The organism is Nocardia sp. NRRL S-836 (genome assembly GCF_001279525.1).
GTDB lineage: Bacteria > Actinomycetota > Actinomycetes > Mycobacteriales > Pseudonocardiaceae > Lentzea.
This window is the reverse complement of sequence record NZ_LGDY01000103.1, coordinates 1-21,087: the sequence shown is the minus strand read 5'-3', so window position 1 is coordinate 21,087 and position 21,087 is coordinate 1. Positions and strand designations below refer to the sequence as shown.

The window sequence follows — 21,087 nt, the reverse complement described above, 5'->3', positions numbered from 1 at the left end:
GGAGAGCACATGCCGGACAAGCCCCAGATCTGGTTCCTCACCGGCAGCCAGCACCTCTACGGGCCGGAGACGCTCGACCAGGTGGCCGCCCAGTCGCAGCAGATCCAGCGGATGCTGAGCGACACCGGCCGGATCAGCGCGGAGATCGTGTGGAAGCCGGTGCTCACCGACTCCGGCGCCATCCGCTCGGTCATGCAGGAGGCGAACAACGACCCGTCGTGCGTCGGTGTGATCGCGTGGATGCACACCTTCTCGCCGGCGAAGATGTGGATCACCGGGCTGGACCTGCTGCGCAAGCCGTTGCTGCACCTGCACACGCAGCTCAACGAGGCCTTGCCGTGGTCCACCATCGACATGGACTTCATGAACCTCAACCAGGCCGCGCACGGTGACCGCGAGTTCGCCTACGTGCAGACGCGCATCGGCGTGGCCCGCAAGACGGTGGCCGGCCACGCGAGCGATCCCGTGGTGGCGCAGCGGATCGACGGCTGGGCCCGTGCCGCCGCCGGTCGCGCGCACCTGAGCAACCTGCGCCTGGCCCGGTTCGGCGACAACATGCGCGACGTCGCGGTGACCGAGGGCGACAAGGTCGAGGCGGAGCTGCGGTTCGGCGTCTCGGTCAACACCTACGGCGTCAACGACCTCGTCGCGGTGGTCGACGCCGTGGCCGACGCGGACATCGACCTGCTGGTCACCGACTACGCCGAGGCCTACCGGCTGGCACCGGAGCTCGCGCGCGGGGGAGAGCGGCACGACTCGCTGCGCTACGCCGCCCGCATCGAGATCGGCCTGCGGTCCTTCCTCGACGACGGCGGGTTCGGCGCGTTCACCACGAACTTCCAGGACCTGGGCGGGCTTCGGCAGCTGCCGGGCCTGGCCGTGCAGCGGCTGATGGCCGACGGCTACGGCTTCGGCGGCGAGGGCGACTGGAAGACCTCCGCCCTGCTCGCCGCCGTGAAGGCGATGGGCGCGGGCACCGGGCGCGGCACGTCGTTCATGGAGGACTACACCTACCACTTCGGGCCGGGCGAGCCGAAGATCCTCGGCGCGCACATGCTGGAGGTCTGCCCGACGATCGCCACCGCGCAGCCGTCGTGCGAGATCCACCCGCTGGGCATCGGCGACCGGGAGGACCCGGTGCGGCTGGTGTTCGACGCGGCGACCGGTCCCGCCGTGGTGATCGGCCTGGCCGACCTCGGCGACCGGTTCCGGTTGGTGGCCAACGAGGTCACGGTGGTCGAGCCGGACGAGCCGCTGCCCAAGCTGCCCGTGGCTCGGGCCGTGTGGCAGCCGGCGCCGTCGCTGTCGACCTCGGCCGAGTGCTGGCTCACCGCGGGCGGCCCGCACCACACCGTGATGACCCAGGCGGTCGGAGCGGAGACGTTGCGGGACTTCGCCCAGATGGCGGCGACCGAGCTCGTGCTGATCGACGCCGACACGACGCCTGCGTCGTTCGGCGACCGGCTGCGCTGGAACCAGGCCTACCACCGCCTGGCCATGGGTATCAACTGACGCGCGAGGAAGTCGCCGAGCCGGCGCCACATCGCGACGGGGTTGGAGTACATCGGCAGATGCCCGCTGTGCGGGATCTCGGCGAGCTCCACCCCGTTCGCGTCCAGCGTCGGCAGGTACGACAGCGCGGCGCACTGCTCGCCGTAGAGGTACATCCGCGGGCAGGGCAGTGACAGGAACTTCGCGATCAGGTCGCCGTGGTCGGCGAGCTCGACCATCGAGCGGAACAGACCGGCCACGGCACCGCGCCTGATCTTGTGCGGGAGGCCCGCCGCGTACAGGCCGCTGCCGTGGTGGGCGGCGGCGCGGTTCCGCTCGGCCAGTCCGAAGAAGAACTCCGCGGGGTCCGGGTGGGCGAGCGCCTGCCTGCTGAGCACGCAGTCCTCCGGCGCGAGCACGCCCATGACGTTGACGAAGCTCAGCACCCGGCGGGGCGCCCGGTGCGCGAGCAGCAGCGCGGTGAGGCCGCCGGTCGAGTGCCCGACGAGGTGGAACCGGTCGATGCCCGCGCGGTCGAGCACCGCGAACGCGGCGTCCACCAGGAACGGGATGTCGACCGCGGCGAGGTCCGCGCAGTCGCTGGCACCGCTGCCCGGCGCGTCGTAGGCGAGGAACGCCCGCCCGGCGAACTCGTGCCGCTGCGTGACGTCGAGGTAGTCCTCCTTGCTCGTGCCGAACCCGTGCAGGAAGACGATCGGTGCGTCGGCGCCTTCCCGCCGCACGGCCGCGACCTCCACGTTCACCCCGCGCACGCGCAACGGGAGCAGTTCATGGCTGACGCCGGCTGCCGACGGCATGGCGGTCCCCGGTTCCTCGCAGGTGCGGGCTGCGGAATGACCAGTGAGCATGCCACCCGCCTGTGAACGCTCACAAGTAGTTGAACCCTTCACGATCCCGGTCCGTATCCAGCTGTGCCGGCACATCAGCAGTCCACCAAGTCGTGAGGGTTCGAATATGTCGAGAGCACATGCACGACCGGAGCGGGGCAAGCGCCGGCTGATCGCGGGAGTCGCGGTGGCGGGCACGCTGACCGCCGTGACCGCGGCCGTTGCCTTCGCCACCACCGGTTCGGACGGCGGCACCCGGTCGATCGCGTGTCCGCAGCCGGTCGTCCCGGCCGTTCCCGCCCAGGCGCAGGCGGAGGTTCAGCGCGAACTCGCCAACCTGGACAAGCAGATCGCCGAGGCCAACAACCGGCTGCGCACCTCGGCGGGGGAGGGCGGCCCGAACTTCGTGCAGAACGCCATCCTCGGTCCACTCGCGAGCAAGCGGGTGGCAGCGCTGAACCGCATCGAGACCGCCATCGGCCGCGTCGCCGACAAGCCGGAGGGCCTGGAGCGGTTCGCGACCTGCGGGCTCGGGAAGGCTCCGGCCGTGCCCGCGCCGCCGGCCACGTCGTCCACCTCGGGATCCGCGAAACCGGGCTCAGGCAACAACTCCGGCGCCGGAAACGGCGCGGCCGGGCGCACGATCGACTGCCCGTCGCCGGTGGTGCAGAACGTTCCCGCCGCCGCACGGGCCGAAGTGGACCGTGAGCTCGCGAACCTCGGCAAGCAGCAGGCGGAGGCCAACGAGCGGCTGCGCACGTCGGCCGGCCAGGGCGGGCCGAACTTCGTGCAGAACGCGATCCTCGGGCCGTTGAAGGACAAGCGGGTCGCGGCGCTGAACCGGATCGAGACGGCCATCGGCCGCGTCGCCGAGAAGCCGCAGGGCCTGGAGCGCTTCGCCACCTGCACGCTCAGGTGACACCCTCCTCGGGGTGGGCGTTTCCGGGGGTCCTGTCGAACGGGTGCGGCCCCGTTCGACAGGACCTTGACGACCCAGGTCGGTCTCGGTAGTTGTTAGCGTGAACATCGCGCGTTCAACGGAGAACCGATGACCAGACTGCTCGCCCTGCTGGCCGCCGCAGCGGTCACGCTGTCCACCGCGGTCCCGGCCGCCGCCGCCGTCGAGCAGGTGACTGTGCGGCCGGACCCGACCTACCAGCAGGAACCGTTCCAGGGCTGGGGAACGAGCCTGGTGTGGTTCGCGAACGCCACCGGCGGCTACCCGGACGAGATCCGCAACCAGCTGGCGGAGCTGCTGTTCGGACCGGACGGTCTCAACCTGAACATCGCCCGCTACAACATCGGCGGCGGCAACGCGCCGGACGTGCCGCAGTACCTGCGGGCCGGTGCCGCGGTCCCCGGCTGGTGGAAGGCCCCGGCCGGCACCACCCGCACCGACACCGACTGGTGGAAGCCGGGCGACCCGCGGTTCTTCGACGCGGCGGCGGATCCGCGCCAGCGGTGGTGGGTCGACCGGATCAAGTCCACTGTGGACCACTGGGAGGCGTTCAGCAACTCGCCGCCGTGGTTCCAGACGGTGAGCGGGTACGTCTCCGGTGGCTTCGACCCGAACGCCGACCAGCTGCGCGAGGACCGGATCGGCGACTTCACCGCCTACCTGGCGCAGGCGGCGGCCGAGCTGGAACGGGCGCACGGCATCAGGTTCGCCACGGTCGACCCGTTCAACGAGCCCAACACCTCCTACTGGCGCACGACGCTCGGGCCGGACGGCAACCCGACGGGCGGCCGGCAGGAGGGCGCGCACGTGGGGCCCGCGTTGCAGGCGAAGGTCGTGCCGGTGATGGCCGAAGCGTTGCGCGCCAAGCGGTTGACGGCGACCGTGTCCGCACCGGACGAGACAAACCCCGGCATCTTCGCGGAGAACTGGGCCGGCTACCCGGAACCGGTGCGCGCCCAGGTCGGCCAGCTCAACGTCCACACCTACGGCACCGCCCGCCGCACAACCGCCCGTGACATCGCCAAGGGCGGCAAGAAGCCGTTGTGGATGAGCGAGGTCGACGGCCACTGGGGCACCGGGCAGAGCTTCACGAGCATGGACCCCGGCCTCGGCATGGCGGAACGGGTGATCGACGACCTGCGCGAGCTGGAGCCGCGCGCCTGGCTGCTGTGGCAGGCGGTCGAGGACTACAACAACATGAAGCCCGGCGCCGAGTCCCCGGACGGCATGAACTGGGGCGTGGTGCAGATCCCGTTCGACTGCGGGCCGAAGGACACGCTCGCGACCTGCCCGGCGCGCGTCAACACGAAGTTCCACACGCTGCGCAACTTCACCCACTACGTCAAGCCGGGTGACCGCCTGGTGAAGGTGAACACCACCACGGACGTCGCGGCGGTGCGCAACACCGAGCTGAAGTCGTTGGTGCACCTCAACAAGTCCACCCAGGCGCAGTCCGTGACGCTCGACCTGTCCGCGTTCGGGTCGATCCGGCCGAACGCGACGGTGCGCCCGGTCGTGACCGACGAGCAGGGCGCACTGGTGAAGGGCGCGGCGGTGCGGGTGAAGGACCGCAGGGCGACGCTGTCGGTGCCGCCGCGGTCGGTCACCACGTTCGAGGTGACCGGTGTCAGCGGCGTGAACCGCGCGGCCGCGCTGGGCGGCGAGTACCGGCTCACCGGCGTGCAGAGCGGGAAGTCACTCGCACCCTCGGGCACCTCGCTCGTGCAGCGCACCACCGACCCGGCCGCGGCGGACCAGGTGTGGCGGGTGGAGCGGCGCACCGGCGGCTACGACCACCGCGCCGAGTTCTCCGTCGTGAACGCCGCGACGGGCCAGCGGATCGCCGCCGGCTCCGGCGACGCCGTGCTGGCCGCGTCGGACGGACCGGCCGCGCGGTGGATCCTCTCGTCCACGGGAGACGGCACCTGGACGTTCGTGAACGCGCAAACGGGTGCTTTGCTCGACGTCATCGGTGAATCCCGCGAGGACGGCGCGAGAATCGGTCTTTACCAGGCGACCTCCGGTGCCAACCAGCGTTGGACGGCCGCACCCGTTCCGCGCAGGTAGTCCACTCCGAACGGTCGATTGAGACGGCGCCGCCACCCCCTAATGTAGTTGATGATTTAACGACAATAGGGGTAGTGGTGGCGCGCAAGAACTTGCTCGTGATTTTGGTCCTGCTCACCGGAGCGTGCACGGCGGAACCGTCGACACCACCACCTCCAAGCCGCACGCCCTGGAAGCCGCCCTCGCTCGTGAACGAGCAAACGGCCTCCCAGGGCGTGCTGCACTTCGTGCGGGACGTGATCGACGCCAGGACGGTCGAGCTGGCCGACGGCACGACGGTGCGCGTGGCACGGCTGGCGGCACCGGCGGACTGCTGGGCGGAGGCCGCGGTCGCGTTCGCCCGCACGACGCTGCTGGCCACCGCCGTCCGGGTCGACTTCCTCGACGACGGCGTGAAACTCGTGCTGGAGGACGGCGCCGACTACGCACAGCTCGCCGTGCGGCAGGGAGTGCTGCGAGCCGAGGGCGTCGACGGCGGGCCGCTGGTGGCCGCCGAGTCGCAGGCCGCCGCCGCCGACCTCGGGTTGTGGGGCGCGCCCTGCAACGGCCTCGACCTCGTACCTTCGCCGCCAGCCCTTCCGGTGCCAGCCCCTCCGGTGCCGGTTGCCACGACGCCGACACCACCGGCTCCTCCCGTGGTGCCGCCGCCCCGCCCGGCGCCGCCCACGACGACGGTTCCCGCCCGTCCGCCCGCACCACCCGCCCGCGGTTGCGCCGTCGCGTACCGCATCACCGGCCAGTGGCCCGGCGGGTTCCAGGCGAACGTGACGGTCCGCAACACCGGTCCCCAGGCGGTCAACGGCTGGACCCTGCGGTGGACCTTCGCCAACGGCCAGACCGTCACCGGCATGTGGAACGCGACCCCGCGCCAGACCGGCGCCACCGTCAACGCCGCCAACGCGGCTTACAACGCGCAGCTCCCGGCCGGCGGCTCGGTGCTGGTCGGGTTCAACGGCTCCGTGCGCGCCGCCAACTCCGCACCCGGCGCGTTCATACTCAACGACGAAACCTGCATGGTGGAGTGACCGCTTCTACCGCACTCCCGACCACCGGCTAGATCACCCACCCGTGCCCCACCAGCCCCATTGCACCGCACGCGGGAGCTTTCGTACTACAGGAGCGTACGAAAGGCCCCCGCGTGAGACAGGGGGAGCGGCGGGTCAGGCGCTGTCGCGGACCACGAGGGTGGAGGGGTAGAAGGTCGTGGGCGCGGTGTCGTGGCGGTCGAGCACGGTTCGTGCGGCGGCCGCGGCGATCTGTTCCACCGGGTGGGTGGACGTGGTGAGCGCGGGCCGGCTGAGGCAGGCGAACGCGATGTCGTCGAACCCGGCGACCGCCACGTCCGAGGGCACACCGACGCCGAGGGCGTGCAGTCCGTCGAGGACACCGAGCGCGGTGAGGTCGCTGAGCGCGAAGACGGCGTCGGTGTCGGGCCAGCGCAGCATGATCTCGGCGGCGGCCTCGGCGCCGCGGGCGGCGGTGAAGTCGCCGGGTACCACCCTGGCCTCGCCGCCGGTGTCCTGCACCACCCGCCGGTAGGCGGCGACGGCCCGGTCGCCGCACGGCAGCCACGGCGGGCCGGTGACCATGGCGATGCGGCGCCGGCCGGTGTTCGCAAGGTGCCGCACCACGCCTTCGGTACCGGTGCCGTTGTCCACGTCGAACGACGGCACGTGGCTGGTGCCGACGCCGATCGCGGCGACCCGGCCGCGCAACGCGCGTGGCACCGTGTCGAGCGCCGGCTGCGTCGGGTTCACCACCAGCAGGCCGCCCAGGTTGCGGGTCACGGCGAGCCGGGCGAGCGAGTACGGGTCGTGCAGCGGTAGCCAGTGCAGGGAGACGCCGACCTCGCGTTCGGCGGCGGTGTGCGCGGCCGTGGTCAGCACCCGGCCGACGTAGGGGTCGTCGAGCACGGCGGCGGTGCGGCCGATCACGGCGACGGCGAGGCGCGTGCCGCTGCGGCTGGCCAGTGCGCGGGCAGCGGCGTCGGGCACGTAACCCAGCTGTGCCACGGCGGCGGCCACCCGGTCACGCGCGTCGCGTGAAGCCGCGCCCTGACCGGTGACCACACGTGAGGCGGTGGCCCGTGACACGCCGGCGGCGCGGGCCACGTCGTCCAGTGTCGGGGTGTGTTGTCCCGTCATTTCCCCAGTATTGCGGTGGAAGCGCTTCCACGTGTGGGGTGTGGGTTTGTGGATCGAGAAAGGGGAACCGGAATGACGGACACGTTGCCGCGCAGGCAGGTCCGAGCGGCCGCGGCGGGGGTCGCGGTCACGTTCGGGCTCAACGGTGTGGCCGTGGCGACCTGGTTCGCCCGCGTGCCGGTCGCCCGTGACGCGCTGGGCCTGACGGCGGGCGCGCTGGGGCTGCTGCTGTTGTCCATGTCCGCCGGTGCGTTCCTGGCGATGCTCACCGCGGGCGAGGTCACGCACCGGCTCGGACCGCGGCGCACCGTGTGCGTGTCGGCGGTCGTGGTCGCCACCGGCCTCGCGGTGGCGGGTACCGGGATCGGGGCCATTCCCTCGGTCGCGCTGACCGCCGCCGGGATCTTCGTGCTGGGCTACGGCTCCGGCCTGTGCGACGTCGCGATGAACGTCGAGGCCGCCGAGGTCGAACGCGCGCTCGGGCGGACCGTGATGCCGCGGTTCCACGCCATGTGGAGCCTGGGCACGGTGGCCGCGGCGGGCTTGGCGTCGCTGGTGGCGTGGCTGGTGCTCCCGGTGACGGCGCACCTCGTCGTGGTGGCGGCCGTGGTCGCGGGTGGCACGCTGCTGGCCGCGCGCACCTACAGCTTCGCCGGCGAACCGGAGCACGGCACCGGCAGCGGTGTCCTGGCCGCGTGGCGCGAGCCCCGCACGTTGCTGATCGGGGCGCTCGTGCTGGTGCTGGCGTTCACCGAGGGCACCGCGAACGACTGGGTGGCGGTGGCGTTCGTCGACGGCTACGAGTTCGACCCCGCGACCGGCGCGCTGGTGTTCGGCGTGTTCGTGACGACCATGACGTTCGGCCGGATCGTCGGCACGATCGCATTGGACCGGTGGGGCCGGGTGCCCGTGCTGGTCACCACGATGCTGCTGGCGGCGGCCGGCGTGACGCTGGCGGTGCTCGGCGGCTCGCCGGCCGTGGCGGTGGCCGGTGTCGCGCTGTGGGGACTCGGTACCGCGCTGGGGTTCCCGGTGGGGATGAGTGCTGCCGCCGACGACGCCGAGCAGGCGGCGGCACGGGTCAGCGTGGTCGCGGTGATCGGGTACACGGCGTTCCTGGCGGGACCGCCGCTCGTCGGCTTCCTCGGCGACCACGTCGGGGTGCTGCGCGGGTTGCTGGTCGTGCCGTTGTTGTTGCTGCCAGCGCTGGCGTTCGTGCCATCACTGCGGCAGCCCGCCGGTGCGGTGCGCGAGGACGTCACCCCCTAGCCGGACAGGAATTCATCGGTCTCTGATCGAAAAGATTTTCCGCATCGCCTGTAATTCGACGCCGTTCGACTCGAAGAATCATCGAACGGCGTGCCCGTTCGTCGAATGAATTCACTGCGTTGACGCGTGCCGGAAACGTTCGCAATACTCGTTTCACGATCGTGGACGTTGTTCAAGAATGTGAATTCATCGATCGAGAGGGTATTCCCCGATGCGGCTGATCGTTGGTGCGGTGGTTTTGGCGTGCGCGGGTGCGGCGGTGACGGGCGCGACCGCACACGCGGGCCACGACCCGGCCCGGCAGGTGCTGCCCGCCGGTGACGGGTGGGCGAGCAGTGGTCCAGGCACGACCGGTGGTGCGGCGGCGCCCGCCGGTCACGTGCACGAGGTGCGCACGCGGGCGGAGCTCGTCGCGGCGCTCGCCGCACCGGCGCCGCGGATCGTCAAGGTCAGGGGCGTGATCGACGCGAACACCGGCGCCGACGGGAAACCGTTGGGCTGCGCGGACTACGCGACCGACGGCTACACCGAGGCCGGGTACCTGGCCGCCTACGACCCGGCGGTGTGGGGGTGGGAACGCGAGCCGGAGGGGCCGCTGGAGAACGCGCGGGCCGCGTCGGCGAAGCGGCAGGAGGCCACCATCGCGCTGACCGTCGGGTCGGACACCACGATCATCGGGGTCGGCGCCGGTGCCGGGATCACCGGTGGCAGCCTGCGGATCCACGGCGTGCGCAACGTGATCGTGCGCAACCTGACCTTCCGCGACACCCGCGACTGCTTCCCGCAGTGGGACCCGACCGACAACAGCCCCGGCGCGTCGCCCGGCAACTGGAACTCGCTGTACGACTCGGTGTCGTTGCAGCGCTCCGAGCACGTGTGGGTGGACCACAACACGTTCACCGACGAGCCGAACCCCGACAGCACCCAGCCGCTCCACTTCGGACGGCCCTACCAGGTGCACGACGGCCAGCTCGACATCACGAACGCCTCGGACCTCGTCACGGTGTCCCGCAACGTGTTCGCCGACCACGGCAAGACCATGCTGATCGGCTCGTCCAACAGCTCCACCACCGACCCGGGCAAGCTGCGTGTCTCGGTGCACCACAACGTGTTCCGCAACGTGCAGGAGCGCGCGCCGCGCGTCCGGTTCGGACAGGTGCACGTCTACAACAACCTGTACGAGGGTTCGCAGGTCTACAGCTGGGGCGTCGGCGTCCGTTCGCAGATCTACGCCCAGAACAACTTCATCCGCGGCATCGCACCCGAGAAGGTCGTCTACAACTGGGGTGGCGCGGCGATCACCGACGTCGGCAACCTGGTCGACGGGCGGCCGGTCAGCCTGGTCGACGCCCACAACGCCGCGTTCCCGGACAAGCGCCTCGGCACGGACGCCGGCTGGACCCCGACGCTGACCAGGGGACTGGAACCCGCGCACCGGATCAGGCACCTCCAGGCCGGCGCGCGACCGGCAGGGCCGCACCTCGTGGTGGGCCAGGGTTTCGCGACCGTGCAGGCGGCGATCGACGCGGCACCGGCGGGCGGCGTGGTCACCCTGCCGAAGGGCGTCTACCGGGAGGTCGTCAAGGTCCCGGCGGGCAAGCAGGGCCTGACCCTGCGCGGCGCCACCGGCCGCGCCCAGGACGTGGTGATCGACTTCGACAACGCCAGCGGCACCAAGAAACCCGACGGCACCACCTACGGCACCTCCGGCAGCGCCACCGCGACCATCGCCGCGGACGGGTTCACCGCCCGCGACCTCACCTTCCGCAACTCCTTCGACCGCGCACGGCACCCGGAGATCACCGCGACGCAGGCCGTGGCGGTCAAGGCCACCGGCGACCGGATGCTGTTCGACCGCGTCAGCTTCGAAGGCCACCAGGACACGCTGTACGCGGACACCCCGGCCGTCGGCACGCGATCGCGGCAGTACTACCGGGACTGCGCCATCACCGGTGACGTCGACTTCCTCTTCGGCCGCGCCACCGCCGTCTTCGAACGGGCCACCATCACCGCGCTGAACCGCGGCGGCGACCCGAACGGCTACGTGACCGCCGCCAGCACCCGCCGCGACAACCCGTACGGCTTCCTCGTCGTCGACTCGAAGATCCGCAGCGACGCCCCGGCCGGCACCTACTACCTCGGCAGGCCGTGGCACCCCAGCGGCGACCCGGACGCGATCGCCCAGGTCGTCATCAGGAACACCGAGCTGCCCGCCGCGATCAAGCGCGCACCGTGGACCGACATGTCCGGCTTCCCGTGGCGTGGCGCGCGGTTCGCGGAGTACCGCAACACCGGGCCCGGCGCGGGCACCGGCGCAGACCGGCCGCAGCTGACCGACGACCAGGCGCGGCAGTACACGAAGGCGGCTTACCTGGGTGGGTGGAACCCCGCGTGAGGACCCGCACGTGGGCGCCGTACGCCCTGATCGCCCCGACGCTGGCGCTGATGCTCGTGTTCCTGGTCTACCCGATCGCCAGCGTCGGGTGGTTCAGCCTCCGCCAGCACACCGTCACGCAACCGTGGAAGAACGGCTTCATCGGCTTCGAGAACTTCCGCCGGATGCTGTTCGAGGACCAGCTGTTCTGGCAGAGCCTCGCGTTCAGCGCCAAGTGGGTGGTCGTCGAGGTCGGGTTGCAGCTCGTGCTGGGGCTGGTGCTCGCGCTGATCGTGAACGAGACGTTCGTCGGCCGCGCGGTGGCCCGGTCGCTGGTGTTCTCGCCGTGGGCGGTGTCCGGTGTGCTCACCACCGGCATCTGGATCCTGCTCTACAACCCGTCGACGGGCGTCTTCCAGCAGCTCGCGCAGTGGGGGATCGGCGATCCCGGCACGTCGGTGCTCGGCGACCCGGCGACGGTGTTCCCCGCGACCGTCGTCACCGAGCTGTGGCGCGGGGTGCCGTTCTTCGCGATCCTGCTGCTCGCCGACCTGCAGACCATCCCCAACGACCTGTACGAGGCCGCGTCGGTCGACGGCGCCGGTCGCTGGCGGCGGTTCGTCAGCGTCACGCTGCCGCACCTGCGCGACGCGATCGTGCTGTCGACGCTGCTGCGCGCGGTGTGGGAGTTCAACAACGTCGACCTGATCTACACGCTCACCGGCGGCGGCCCGGCGAACCAGACCACCACGCTGCCGCTCTACGTGGCGCGCAAAGCCGTCGACTCGCACGACTTCGGCTACGGCTCGGCGCTCACGATGGCCGGCTTCGCGGTCTTGCTGTTCTTCTCCATCCTCTACCTGAGGCTGTCCAAGTTCGGGAGCCGGGCATGACCCAGACCCTCGTCCGCCCGGAGGTGGCCCTCGGCCCGCCGCCACCGCCGCCGAAGCGCCGCAAGCCCCGCGACCCCGGCCGGTACCTCCGGCTGCACCTGCCGCTGGTGCTCTACCTGCTGTTCACGCTCATCCCGTTCTACTGGATGCTCGTCTTCGCGTTCCGGCCGGCGGGGGAGACCGCGCTGGTGCCGTGGCCGATCACGTTCGAGCACTTCGACACGGTGTGGAACGGCATCGGGTTCGGGCTCTTCTTCCAGAACAGCCTGATCATCGCGGTCGGCACGCTGGTCGTCGTCACCGTGTTCGCGCTCATGGGCGGCTACGCGCTGGCGCGCTTCCGGTTCCGCGGCCAGCGGGTGTTCCTGCTGGCGTTGCTGTGCACGCAGTTCATCCCCGGCGCGATGCTGCTGATCCCGTTGTTCGTGATCTTCAAGGGCGCCGGGCTGCTGAACAGCCTCACCGGTCTCGTCATCGCGGACACCGCGTTCCAGCTGCCGCTCGCGCTGATCCTGATGAGCGGGTTCGTGCGCAACGTGCCGGTCGAGCTCGAAGAGGCCGCGATGGTCGACGGCTGCACGCGACTGCGCGCGTTCTTCGCCGTCACGCTGCCGCAGCTGCGTCCGGCGCTGGTCGCCGTCGGGTCGTTCGCGTTCATCGGTGCCTGGAACAACTTCCTGTTCGCGCTGATGTTCGCGAGCAGGCAGGACAAGTTCACGCTGCCGGTCGGGCTGAGCTACGCGCTCGGCGAGTTCAACACCGACTTCGGGGCGCTCGCGGCCGGCGGAGTCGTCGCCGCAGTGCCGGTCGTGCTGGTCTTCGCCGTGGTGCAGCGGTTCCTGGTGCAGGGACTGAGCGCCGGCGCGGTCAAGGGTTGACCTCTCCCTGGGGAGGAGGGAGTTCCTGGTTCATCGCCGATTGCCCGCCCGGAGAGTTTCGTTGAGGTCCTACACAAGCTCCGCCGAGCGGCGATCGCTTCCGCGACTTGAAACGTGGGCAGTCCGCACGTCTCGCGCAGGAGTTCGCGAACGCGGTTTGCAGATGCCGCAACGTTTGTCGCAGCGGTACGGAAGACACTCGGTCAGGTCGCTGCCGACCGGAACATCCACAAAGGAGCCTCGATGAGAGCACTGCTGGTCGCGCTGGCGCTCCTGCTCAGCGCGTGTGCCGGAACCCAGGACGGCAAGACCACGATCACGTTCTGGGACAACAACGGTGGCCCCGGCCGGACGCCGATCTACGAGGAGCTGATCAAGCGGTTCGAGGCGGCGAACCCGGACGTGAAGGTCGAGTACGTCGGCATCCCGAGCTCGTCAGTGCAGCAGAAGTACGACACCGCCATCGCGGGCGGGTCGACACCGGACGTCGGTGGCGTCACGACCTCCTACCTGGCACACCTCGCGGGCCAGGACGCGCTGGAGCCGGTCGACGAACGGCTGGAGGGCAGCTCGCTCAAGGGCAAGCTCATCCCCGGCCTGCTGGAGACCGTGCGGCAGACCGCGTCCGACGGCAAGCTCTACGCCGTTCCGGCATCGGGCAACCTGGACGTGATCTGGTACCGGTCCGACCGGTTCGCCGAGAAGCACATCCAGGAGCCGGTCACGTGGGACGACCTGGTCAAGGCCGCCACCCAGCTGACCGACCCGGCCGCCAACCGGTACGGCTTCACCATCCGCGGCGGCGCGGGCTCGGTCTTCCAGCTGCTGTCGGAGGCCTACTCCTACTCCGGCGTCGAGAAGTTCTACGACGGCGGGAAGAGCACGGTCGCCGACCCGCGCAACACCGAGCTCGTGCGCAAGGTGGCCGAGCTGTACAAGAAGGCCACCCCGGAAGCGGACGTCAACAACAACTACACGCAGATGGTCGCGCAGTTCACCGGCGGCACGGTGGCGATGATGCACCACAACCTCGGCTCGACCGCGGACGTGATGAAGACCCTCGGGCCGGAACGGGTCAGCGCGATGCCGTTGCCGAAGGGACCGTCGGGCAAGCGGACCGTGCTGCCGAACCCGACCGACGGCTTCGCGGTGTTCAAGGGCGGCAAGAACACCGACGCCGCGTGGCGGTTCGTCGAGTTCCTGGTCTCCGCGGAGAGCAACGGCTACTGGAACGAGAAGGTCGGCCAGATCCCGGCGAACACCGACGTGCGCGGTGCGGCGTGGATCCAGCAGAACCCGGCCGTGAAGATGGCGCTGGGCGTGCTGGAGGACCCGGCGACCGTGCTCGTGCCCGCCCCGGTGCACCTGCCCGAGTACTCGTCGATCACCAAGACCGACACCGAGCCGCTGTACCAGAAGGTGCTGCTCGGCCAGCTGCCCGCGCAGGAGTTCCTCGACCAGCTCGCGGCCAAGCTCACCACCGCCCAGCAGGACTGGGAGAAGCGCAAATGATCGAACGGGTCGTGGTGCGCACGTTCACGACGACCGCGTGCACGTCCGTCGACGCCGAGGGGCACCGGCACCCCGCGCCCGAGCACGAGGTGACCGAGGCGCTGCTGGAGATCACCGACACCGACGGCGTGACCGGGTACTGCCAGGTGCAGCCGGACCAGCTGCGCCCGGCCGTGCTGGAACGGCACGTGCGGCCGGTGCTGCTCCGGCAGGACCCGTGGGACCGGGAACGGTTGTGGCGGCTGCTCGCCCGGCGGCAACGGGGTGCGCACGGCGGGTTCACCGACCGCGCGCTCGGGTTCGTCGACCAGGCGCTGTGGGACCTCGTCGCGCGCAAGGCCGGGCTGCCCGCGTGGAAGCTCGCCGGCGGTGCCCGTGACCGGATCCCCGCCTACGCCAGCACGATGTGCGGCGACACCGACGGTCTCGCGACGCCGGGCGACTACGCGGACTTCGCGAAGCAGCTCGTGGCCGCGGGGTACCGGGCGATCAAGCTGCACACGTGGATGCCGCCGGTGCCGGGAGCGCCGAGCGTCGCCCGTGACGTCGAGGCGTGCCGCGCGGTGCGGGAGGCGGTCGGGCCGGACGTCGCGCTGATGCTCGACGCGAGCCACTGGTACTCGCGCACCGAGGCGCTGCGGCTCGGGAAGGCACTGGAGGAGCTGGACTTCTACTGGTTCGAGGAACCGATGGAGGAGGCCTCGATCAGCTCCTACCGGTGGCTCGCCGAGCAGCTGGCGATCCCGGTGATCGGCCCGGAGGTGGCGTGGGGCAAGCACCTCACCCGCGCGGAGTGGATCAGCTCGGGCGCGTGCGACATCCTGCGCGCCGGTCCGGCCGGGTCCGGCGGCATCACGCCGGTGCTCAAGACCGTGCACCTCGCGGAGTCGTTCAACGTGGACTGCGAGGTCCACGGCAACGGCAGCGCCAGCCTCACCGTGCTCGGGGCGACCGACGCGGGCCGCTGGTACGAACGCGGCCTGTTGCACCCGCACGTCGACTTCGACCGGGTGCCACCGCACCGCAACTCGATCGCCGACCCGCTCGACGAGGACGGGACCGTCGTCCTGCCCCGGCTGCCGGGAACCGGCGACGACTGGAATGTCGAGCACATCGCGGCGCACACCCTCGAAGTGTGGTGAGAAAAGGGCCCCGGCAATTCGCCGGGGCCCTTTTCGCTAGCGGTAGGTGATGTCCGAGGACTGGTACAGGCAGTTCGTGCCGTCAGCGCCTGAACCGATTTTCTTCGGTTCGCCGCTCGTGACGCCCTGGTACTTGTCGCAGATCGAGATCTTCCTGCTGCTGTCCCCGACGACGGTGATCCGCGAGAAACGCGCGGTGTCACCGTAGTTGGTGTTGATCCCGACCAGCGCCTTGCCGGGGGAGAACGCGGTGATGTTCTCCAGCACGACGTGGCGCTTGTACTGCGTCTTGCAGTTGCCGCAGGACCGGTAGAGCTTGCCGAAGTCGTCCACCTGGAAGTTCCTGATGGTCATCGTGCCCGGCCCGTTGTGCTGGAACACCTTGTCCGACGCCTTGCGCGCGCCACCACCGTTGATGGTCATGGTCTGCGCCGACGACGTGCCCTTGAACGTGGCCGCGTCCTCGCCGACGTCCTCCCACCACACGTTGGTGAGCGTGCAGGTGCCCAGGCAGTGGACCCCGTCCGCGGCCGGCGCGCCGAGCACGACGTTCTTCAGCGTCGCGCCGTCGGCCAGCTGGAAGATCGGGCCCTGGTCCTCGCCCTGGCCACCGGTGCCGAGGCTGCCGGTGCCGTAGAACCGCTGCATGCCACCGTCGTAGGTGCCTGCGGACACCTTGATGGTCGCACCCACGGGCTTCTGGCCCGTCGGGCTGGGGAAGGTGCTTCCTGCTGCGTGTGCCTGTGGTGCGAGAAACGCGGTCAGTGCCGCGGCCACCACCATTGTCGCCAGTTTCTTCATGTGCGCTCCGCTTGCAGTGGATGCGCGGCGGTATTTCAATCCTAGGGCGGCGGTGTTTTCTGTCAACCGCATTCGAACGTTCGAATCGAATACCGTCGAACAGGTTGACCGGAGTGACGGCCGGGTGCTTCGGTCGGGTTACCGCCGCTCATCCATGGGAGCGTGGAATGATTCCGGAACGCGCGGCATTGATTTCGGCCACCGCACTGGTCGTCGGCGCGGTGGTCGTTCCTCGGACGAACGCGGCACCGTTCGGGCTCGCCGGCTGGCCCACCCAGGACGGCGGCGCGTGCGGTACTCCATCCGTGGTGGACGTCGACGACAACTGTTACGGCGGTGTGACCGACCATGGCACCGCGTCCGGCGGTGTGTCGGTCGCACGTGAGAACCACTTCGTCAAATCGGGCATGGGTGACCAACACGGCGCCCACCGCTGTGCGGGCGCCCGCGCTCCCTTCTGGGACCGCTCCCAGAATTCCACTCGAAGGGAGCAGTAAGAGGAACCGGCGGACCAACACGTGTTGTGGCACCTGGAGCAACGGGCCCGGCTTGAAGGGTCAACATCGGCTGCACCGGCGGCCAGTTGGTCGATGTGGCCCGCGTTACAGTGCCGTGAACTCTGGGAGCGCTCCCAGTTGTCGAGAGGGCGGCGGCATGACTCGGCGAACAACGGCGTTAACGATCGCGGCGGTGATGGCCATGGGCGGGGTACCCGCCGTGGCCGCACCGCTCGCGGTTGCCTGCACCGTGACGTATCAGGTGACAAACGAGTGGAGCAACGGATTCGGCGCAAGCGTGTCGATCCGCAACGACGGTGACGCGTTGAACGGCTGGAACCTGACCTGGACGTTCCCCGACGGGCAACGCGTCCAGCAGGGCTGGAACGGCAACTTCACGCAGAACGGCGCGGTCGTCACCGTGACCAACCCGGACTGGGCGCGTTCGCTGCCCTCCGGTGGCAGCACGCAGGTCGGCTTCAACGGCAGCAAGGGCTCGACGAACCGGCCACCGACGGACTTCGCGGTGAACGGCGTGTCCTGCACGGGCCCGAACCAGGCCCCGTCCGTGGCGCTGACCTCCCCCACGGCGGGCAGCACCTACACGGTGCCCGCGACGATCCCGTTGGCGGCGACCGCGCAGGACACCGACGGCACGGTGACCAAGGTCGACTTCTACGACGGTGACCAGCTCATCGCGACCGACACCAGCGCGCCGTTCACCGGCACCTGGACCTCGGCGCCGGCCGGTGACCACAGCATCGCCGCGCGTGCGACGGACAACCGTGGTGCGACCACGACGTCCACGCCGGTGGCGGTGAAGGTGCTGACCGGACCCGCGGTGGTGGCGTCCCCGAGCTCGGTCTCGGTCAAGCAGGGGCAGACGGCGACGTTCGACGTCTCGCTGGCCACGGCACCGAGCCAGCCGGTGACGGTGACGATCGCGGGCGGCAGCGCCGACCTGACGGCGTCGCCGACGACGCTCACGTTCTCCAGCACCGCGAAGCAGAAGGTGACGGTGACGTCGGCGAACAACGGCGGCGCCCTCGGGACCGCGACGTTCACCGCGTCGGCACCCGGTCACAGCACCGCGACGGTGACGGTCAAGGAGCTCGACCCGTCCACGTCGGACTTCAACAAGGCGTTCCTCGACCAGTACAACAAGATCAAGGACCCGTCGAGCGGCTACTTCCGCAAGTTCGGCGACCTGCTCGTGCCGTACCACTCGGTCGAGACGCTGATGGTCGAGGCACCGGACCACGGTCACCAGACCACGTCCGAGGCCTACAGCTACTACCTGTGGCTGGAGGCGAGCTACGGCCGGGTCACCGGTGACTGGGCGCCGTTCAAGTCCGCGTTCGCGTCGATGGAGAAGTACATCATCCCCGCGAAGGCCGACCAGCCGACCAACGACAAGTACGACCCGTCGAAGCCGGCGACCTACGCGCCCGAGCACCCGCGGATGGACCAGTACCCGTCGGTGCTCAGCAGCACCGCGCCGGTGGGCAGCGACCCGATCGCGAACGAGCTGAAGGCCGCGTACGGCAACTCGGACATCTACGGCATGCACTGGCTGATCGACGTCGACAACACCTACGGCTTCGGCCGCTGTGGTGACGGCACGACGGCACCCGCGTACATCAACACCTACCAGCGCGGCTCGTCGGAGTCGGTGTGGGAGACCATCCCGCAGCCCTCGTGCGACACGTTCAAGCACGGTGGCCCCAACGGGTTCCTCGACCTCTTCACCAAGGACAGCTCCTACGCCAAGCAGTGGAAGTACACCAACGCACCTGACGCGGACGCCCGCGTGGTGCAGGTGGCGCTGCTCGCCCAGCAGTGGGCCTCGGCGCAGGGCAAGGCGGGCGACATCGCCAGCGAGATCGGCAAGTCCGCGAAGATGGGCGACTACCTGCGGTACGCCATGTTCGACAAGTACTTCAAGCGCATCGGCAACTGCACCAGCCCGACGACGTGCCCCGGCGCGACCGGCAAGAACAGCGCGCACTACCTGATGTCCTGGTACTACGCGTGGGGTGGCGCGACCGACACGTCCGCCGGCTGGGCGTGGCGCATCGGTGACGGTGCCTCGCACCAGGGCTACCAGAACCCGCTGGCGGCGTACGCGCTGTCGAAGGTGCCCGCGCTCAAGCCGTTGTCCGCCACCGGACAGCAGGACTGGTCGACGAGCCTGGACCGGCAGCTCGAGATGCTGCAGTGGCTGCAGTCGGCCGACGGTGGTCTCGCCGGTGGTGTCACGAACAGCTGGGAGGGCCAGTACGCCTCGCCTCCCGCCGGCACGCCGACGTTCTACGGCATGTACTACGACGCCCACCCGGTGTGGCGCGACCCGCCGAGCAACCGGTGGTTCGGCTTCCAGGTGTGGGGGATCGAGCGCACGGCCGCGCTGTACCGGCTGACCGGTGACGAGCGGGCCAAGAAGCTCCTCGACAAGTGGGTGCCGTGGGCGATCGCGAACACGACCACGGGCACGAACTTCCAGATCCCCGCGGACCTGGAGTGGTCGGGCGCGCCGGACACGTGGAACGCCACCAACCCCGGCTCGAACGCGAGCCTGCGGGTGCGTGTGGTCAACCACAACCAGGACGTCGGTGTGGCCGCGTCGTACGCCAAGGTGCTGCTGAACTACGCGGCGAAGTCCGGCAACGCCCAGGCCAAGACCACGGGTGAGGCGCTGCTGACGTCGTTGCTGTCGCACCAGGACAGCCTGGGCATCGCGACGCCGGAGACGCGCACGGACTACAACCGGTTCGACGACGTCTACAACACCAGCACGCTCGAAGGCCCGTACGTGCCGCCGGGCTGGACCGGGAAGATGCCGAACGGCGACGAGATCAAGCAGGGTTCGTCGTTCCTGTCGATGCGGTCGATGTTCCGCAACGACCCGCAGTGGCCGAAGGTCCAGGCCTACCTGGACGGTGGGCCGGCTCCCACGTTCACCTACCACCGCTTCTGGGCGCAGACCGAGATCGCCACGGCGTTCTCCCTGCACGCAGAGCTCTACGGGTGAGGAGTAGCGACATGAGAAAACGACTGGCAGCGCTCTTGCTCGTAGCCGCGACGACCGGTGCGGTCCTCGTGCAGGGCGGGGGCACGGCGGTCGCGCACGGGTCGATGGTCTGGCCCGGCAGCCGCACGTACCTCTGCTACGAGGACGGCCGCGCCGGCAGCGGCGGCGGTGACCTGCAGCCGACCAACCCGGCGTGCGTCGCCGCGGTCGCCCAGGGCGGGAAGCAGCCGCTGTGGGACTGGTTCGGCAACCTCATCAGCAACGCCGCCGGCCGCCACCGGGAGATCGTGCCCGACGGCAGCCTGTGCGGTCCCACCACGAAGTTCGCCGCCTACAACCTCGCGCGTGCCGACTGGCCCGCGACGCAGGTGCAGGCGAACGCCACGGTGACGTTCCGCTACAACGCCTGGGCACCGCACCCCGGTACCTGGGAGCAGTACGTCACCAGGGACGGCTACGACCCGACGCAGCCGCTCAAGTGGTCGGACCTGGAGTCCGTGCCGTTCGACAAGGTGACGAACCCGCCGCTGGCGAACGGTGAGTACGCCTGGCAGGCCAAGCTGCCCAACAAGACCGGCCGGCACATCATCTACTCGCTGTGGCAGCGCTCGGACAGCCCCGAGGCGTTCTACAGCTGCTCGGACGTCGTGTTCGGCGGCGGGACCGGTACGCCGGACACCCGTCCGCCGTCGGCGCCCGGCACGCCGGTCGCGTCGGCCGTCACCGGCAGCTCGGTGCGGCTCGACTGGCCGGCCTCCACGGACGACCGGGGCGTGACCTCCTACCGCGTCTACCGCGGTGACCAGGTCGTCGCCACGTCGGCCACGAACTCGGTGACGGTGAGCGGGCTGAGCCCGAACACCGACTACTCCTTCACCGTGGTCGCGACGGATGCCGCGGGCAACGCTTCCACAGCGTCGCCGGGCGTCACGGTCAGGACCGCCGACGGCGGCGGTGTCGGCGGCACCTGCACCGTGACCTACGCGCGGCCGAGCACGTGGAACGGGGGCTTCACCGCGAACGTGACGGTGTCCAACAGCGGCACCGAAGCGGTTCGCGCGTGGCAGCTCGTGTGGGACTTCCCGGCAGGCCAGCAACTCCAGCAGGCCTGGTCGTCGACGATCACCGTCGCCGACGGGAAGGCCACCGCGAAGGGCGTGTCGTACAACGCGGACATCGCAC

At 70.2% G+C, this 21,087-nt stretch carries 16 protein-coding genes; 13 read left to right on the top strand and 3 right to left on the bottom strand.

The window, feature by feature from the left end:
- Window positions 1–9: 9 nt before the first annotated feature.
- Complete coding sequence (gene araA, locus ADL03_RS21845; RefSeq protein ID WP_053735381.1) at window positions 10–1,512, top strand: L-arabinose isomerase; 1,503 nt, start codon at window positions 10–12, stop codon at window positions 1,510–1,512.
- Here araA and ADL03_RS21840 read toward each other — a convergent pair.
- Window positions 1,482–2,309 (bottom strand): alpha/beta fold hydrolase, encoded by an 828-nt coding sequence (locus ADL03_RS21840; protein ID WP_053735380.1) that lies wholly within the window; start codon window positions 2,307–2,309, stop codon window positions 1,482–1,484. The genes araA and ADL03_RS21840 overlap by 31 nt on opposite strands.
- Before the next feature lie 157 nt (window positions 2,310–2,466).
- Here ADL03_RS21840 and ADL03_RS21835 point away from each other — a divergent pair, with 157 nt between their 5' ends.
- From ADL03_RS21835 to ADL03_RS21825, 3 genes are all read left to right on the top strand, one after another.
- Window positions 2,467–3,258: a hypothetical protein gene (locus ADL03_RS21835; protein WP_053735379.1), complete on the top strand. Its 792-nt coding sequence runs from the start codon at window positions 2,467–2,469 to the stop codon at window positions 3,256–3,258.
- Window positions 3,259–3,387: 129 nt separating this feature from the next.
- Window positions 3,388–5,364: an RICIN domain-containing protein gene (locus ADL03_RS21830; protein ID WP_053735378.1), complete on the top strand. Its 1,977-nt coding sequence runs from the start codon at window positions 3,388–3,390 to the stop codon at window positions 5,362–5,364.
- Window positions 5,365–5,552: 188 nt separating this feature from the next.
- Window positions 5,553–6,389 carry a cellulose-binding domain-containing protein gene (locus ADL03_RS21825; protein WP_157529074.1) on the top strand — a complete coding sequence of 279 codons (837 nt, stop codon included), beginning with the start codon at window positions 5,553–5,555 and terminating at the stop codon, window positions 6,387–6,389.
- 135 nt (window positions 6,390–6,524) lie between these two features.
- On the opposite strand, the gene ADL03_RS21820 is transcribed toward ADL03_RS21825, so the two are convergent.
- Window positions 6,525–7,508, bottom strand: a complete 984-nt coding sequence (locus ADL03_RS21820) for a LacI family DNA-binding transcriptional regulator (RefSeq protein ID WP_053735376.1) — start codon at window positions 7,506–7,508, stop codon at window positions 6,525–6,527.
- Window positions 7,509–7,580: 72 nt separating this feature from the next.
- Between ADL03_RS21820 and ADL03_RS21815 the strand changes: the two genes are divergently transcribed.
- The 6 genes from ADL03_RS21815 to ADL03_RS21785 all read left to right on the top strand — a co-directional run bounded on the left by ADL03_RS21815 (window position 7,581) and on the right by ADL03_RS21785 (window position 15,576).
- Window positions 7,581–8,777 (top strand): MFS transporter, encoded by a 1,197-nt coding sequence (locus tag ADL03_RS21815; RefSeq protein WP_053735375.1) that lies wholly within the window; start codon window positions 7,581–7,583, stop codon window positions 8,775–8,777.
- 211 nt (window positions 8,778–8,988) lie between these two features.
- Entirely contained in the window at window positions 8,989–11,172 is a 2,184-nt protein-coding gene (locus tag ADL03_RS48565; protein ID WP_082373351.1) for a pectinesterase family protein, read from the top strand.
- Window positions 11,169–12,044 (top strand): carbohydrate ABC transporter permease, encoded by an 876-nt coding sequence (locus ADL03_RS21800; protein WP_231642111.1) that lies wholly within the window; start codon window positions 11,169–11,171, stop codon window positions 12,042–12,044. The genes ADL03_RS48565 and ADL03_RS21800 overlap by 4 nt, the downstream gene beginning before the upstream one ends.
- Window positions 12,041–12,922, top strand: a complete 882-nt coding sequence (locus ADL03_RS21795) for a carbohydrate ABC transporter permease (protein ID WP_053735373.1) — start codon at window positions 12,041–12,043, stop codon at window positions 12,920–12,922. Before ADL03_RS21800 ends, ADL03_RS21795 begins: the two co-directional genes overlap by 4 nt.
- 243 nt (window positions 12,923–13,165) lie before the next feature.
- Window positions 13,166–14,434 carry a sugar ABC transporter substrate-binding protein gene (locus ADL03_RS21790; protein ID WP_053735372.1) on the top strand — a complete coding sequence of 423 codons (1,269 nt, stop codon included), beginning with the start codon at window positions 13,166–13,168 and terminating at the stop codon, window positions 14,432–14,434.
- Window positions 14,431–15,576, top strand: a complete 1,146-nt coding sequence (locus ADL03_RS21785; RefSeq protein WP_053735371.1) for an enolase C-terminal domain-like protein — start codon at window positions 14,431–14,433, stop codon at window positions 15,574–15,576. Before ADL03_RS21790 ends, ADL03_RS21785 begins: the two co-directional genes overlap by 4 nt.
- 36 nt (window positions 15,577–15,612) lie before the next feature.
- On the opposite strand, the gene ADL03_RS21780 is transcribed toward ADL03_RS21785, so the two are convergent.
- The gene (locus tag ADL03_RS21780) at window positions 15,613–16,377 is read right to left on the bottom strand and encodes a pectate lyase (RefSeq protein ID WP_053735370.1); all 765 of its coding nucleotides are present in this window, start codon (window positions 16,375–16,377) and stop codon (window positions 15,613–15,615) included.
- A gap of 167 nt (window positions 16,378–16,544) precedes the next feature.
- Between ADL03_RS21780 and ADL03_RS21775 the strand changes: the two genes are divergently transcribed.
- The 3 genes from ADL03_RS21775 to ADL03_RS44785 form a co-directional block, all read left to right on the top strand.
- Complete coding sequence (locus ADL03_RS21775; protein ID WP_157529072.1) at window positions 16,545–16,874, top strand: hypothetical protein; 330 nt, start codon at window positions 16,545–16,547, stop codon at window positions 16,872–16,874.
- Between the two features lie 157 nt (window positions 16,875–17,031).
- Complete coding sequence (locus ADL03_RS21770) at window positions 17,032–19,905, top strand: glycoside hydrolase family 48 protein (RefSeq protein WP_053735368.1); 2,874 nt, start codon at window positions 17,032–17,034, stop codon at window positions 19,903–19,905.
- An 11-nt stretch (window positions 19,906–19,916) separates the two neighbouring features.
- The coding region (locus ADL03_RS44785; RefSeq protein WP_082373384.1) for a lytic polysaccharide monooxygenase at window positions 19,917–21,087 on the top strand (1,171 nt) is incomplete at its 3' end.

Excerpts from the sequence above, each read along its gene's own strand:
- ADL03_RS21775 (WP_157529072.1), top strand. The coding sequence starts at position 16,545 with ATGATTCCGGAACGCGCGGCATTGATTTCGGCCACCGCACTGGTCGTC.
- ADL03_RS21770 (WP_053735368.1), top strand. The coding sequence starts at position 17,032 with ATGACTCGGCGAACAACGGCGTTAACGATCGCGGCGGTGATGGCCATG.
- ADL03_RS21815 (WP_053735375.1), top strand. The coding sequence starts at position 7,581 with ATGACGGACACGTTGCCGCGCAGGCAGGTCCGAGCGGCCGCGGCGGGG.
- ADL03_RS21820 (WP_053735376.1), bottom strand. The coding sequence starts at position 7,508 with ATGACGGGACAACACACCCCGACACTGGACGACGTGGCCCGCGCCGCC.
- ADL03_RS21795 (WP_053735373.1), top strand. The coding sequence starts at position 12,041 with ATGACCCAGACCCTCGTCCGCCCGGAGGTGGCCCTCGGCCCGCCGCCA.
- ADL03_RS21785 (WP_053735371.1), top strand. The coding sequence starts at position 14,431 with ATGATCGAACGGGTCGTGGTGCGCACGTTCACGACGACCGCGTGCACG.
- araA (WP_053735381.1), top strand. The coding sequence starts at position 10 with ATGCCGGACAAGCCCCAGATCTGGTTCCTCACCGGCAGCCAGCACCTC.
- ADL03_RS21780 (WP_053735370.1), bottom strand. The coding sequence starts at position 16,377 with ATGAAGAAACTGGCGACAATGGTGGTGGCCGCGGCACTGACCGCGTTT.
- ADL03_RS21790 (WP_053735372.1), top strand. The coding sequence starts at position 13,166 with ATGAGAGCACTGCTGGTCGCGCTGGCGCTCCTGCTCAGCGCGTGTGCC.
- ADL03_RS21840 (WP_053735380.1), bottom strand. The coding sequence starts at position 2,309 with ATGCCGTCGGCAGCCGGCGTCAGCCATGAACTGCTCCCGTTGCGCGTG.
- ADL03_RS21835 (WP_053735379.1), top strand. The coding sequence starts at position 2,467 with ATGTCGAGAGCACATGCACGACCGGAGCGGGGCAAGCGCCGGCTGATC.
- ADL03_RS21830 (WP_053735378.1), top strand. The coding sequence starts at position 3,388 with ATGACCAGACTGCTCGCCCTGCTGGCCGCCGCAGCGGTCACGCTGTCC.
- ADL03_RS48565 (WP_082373351.1), top strand. The coding sequence starts at position 8,989 with ATGCGGCTGATCGTTGGTGCGGTGGTTTTGGCGTGCGCGGGTGCGGCG.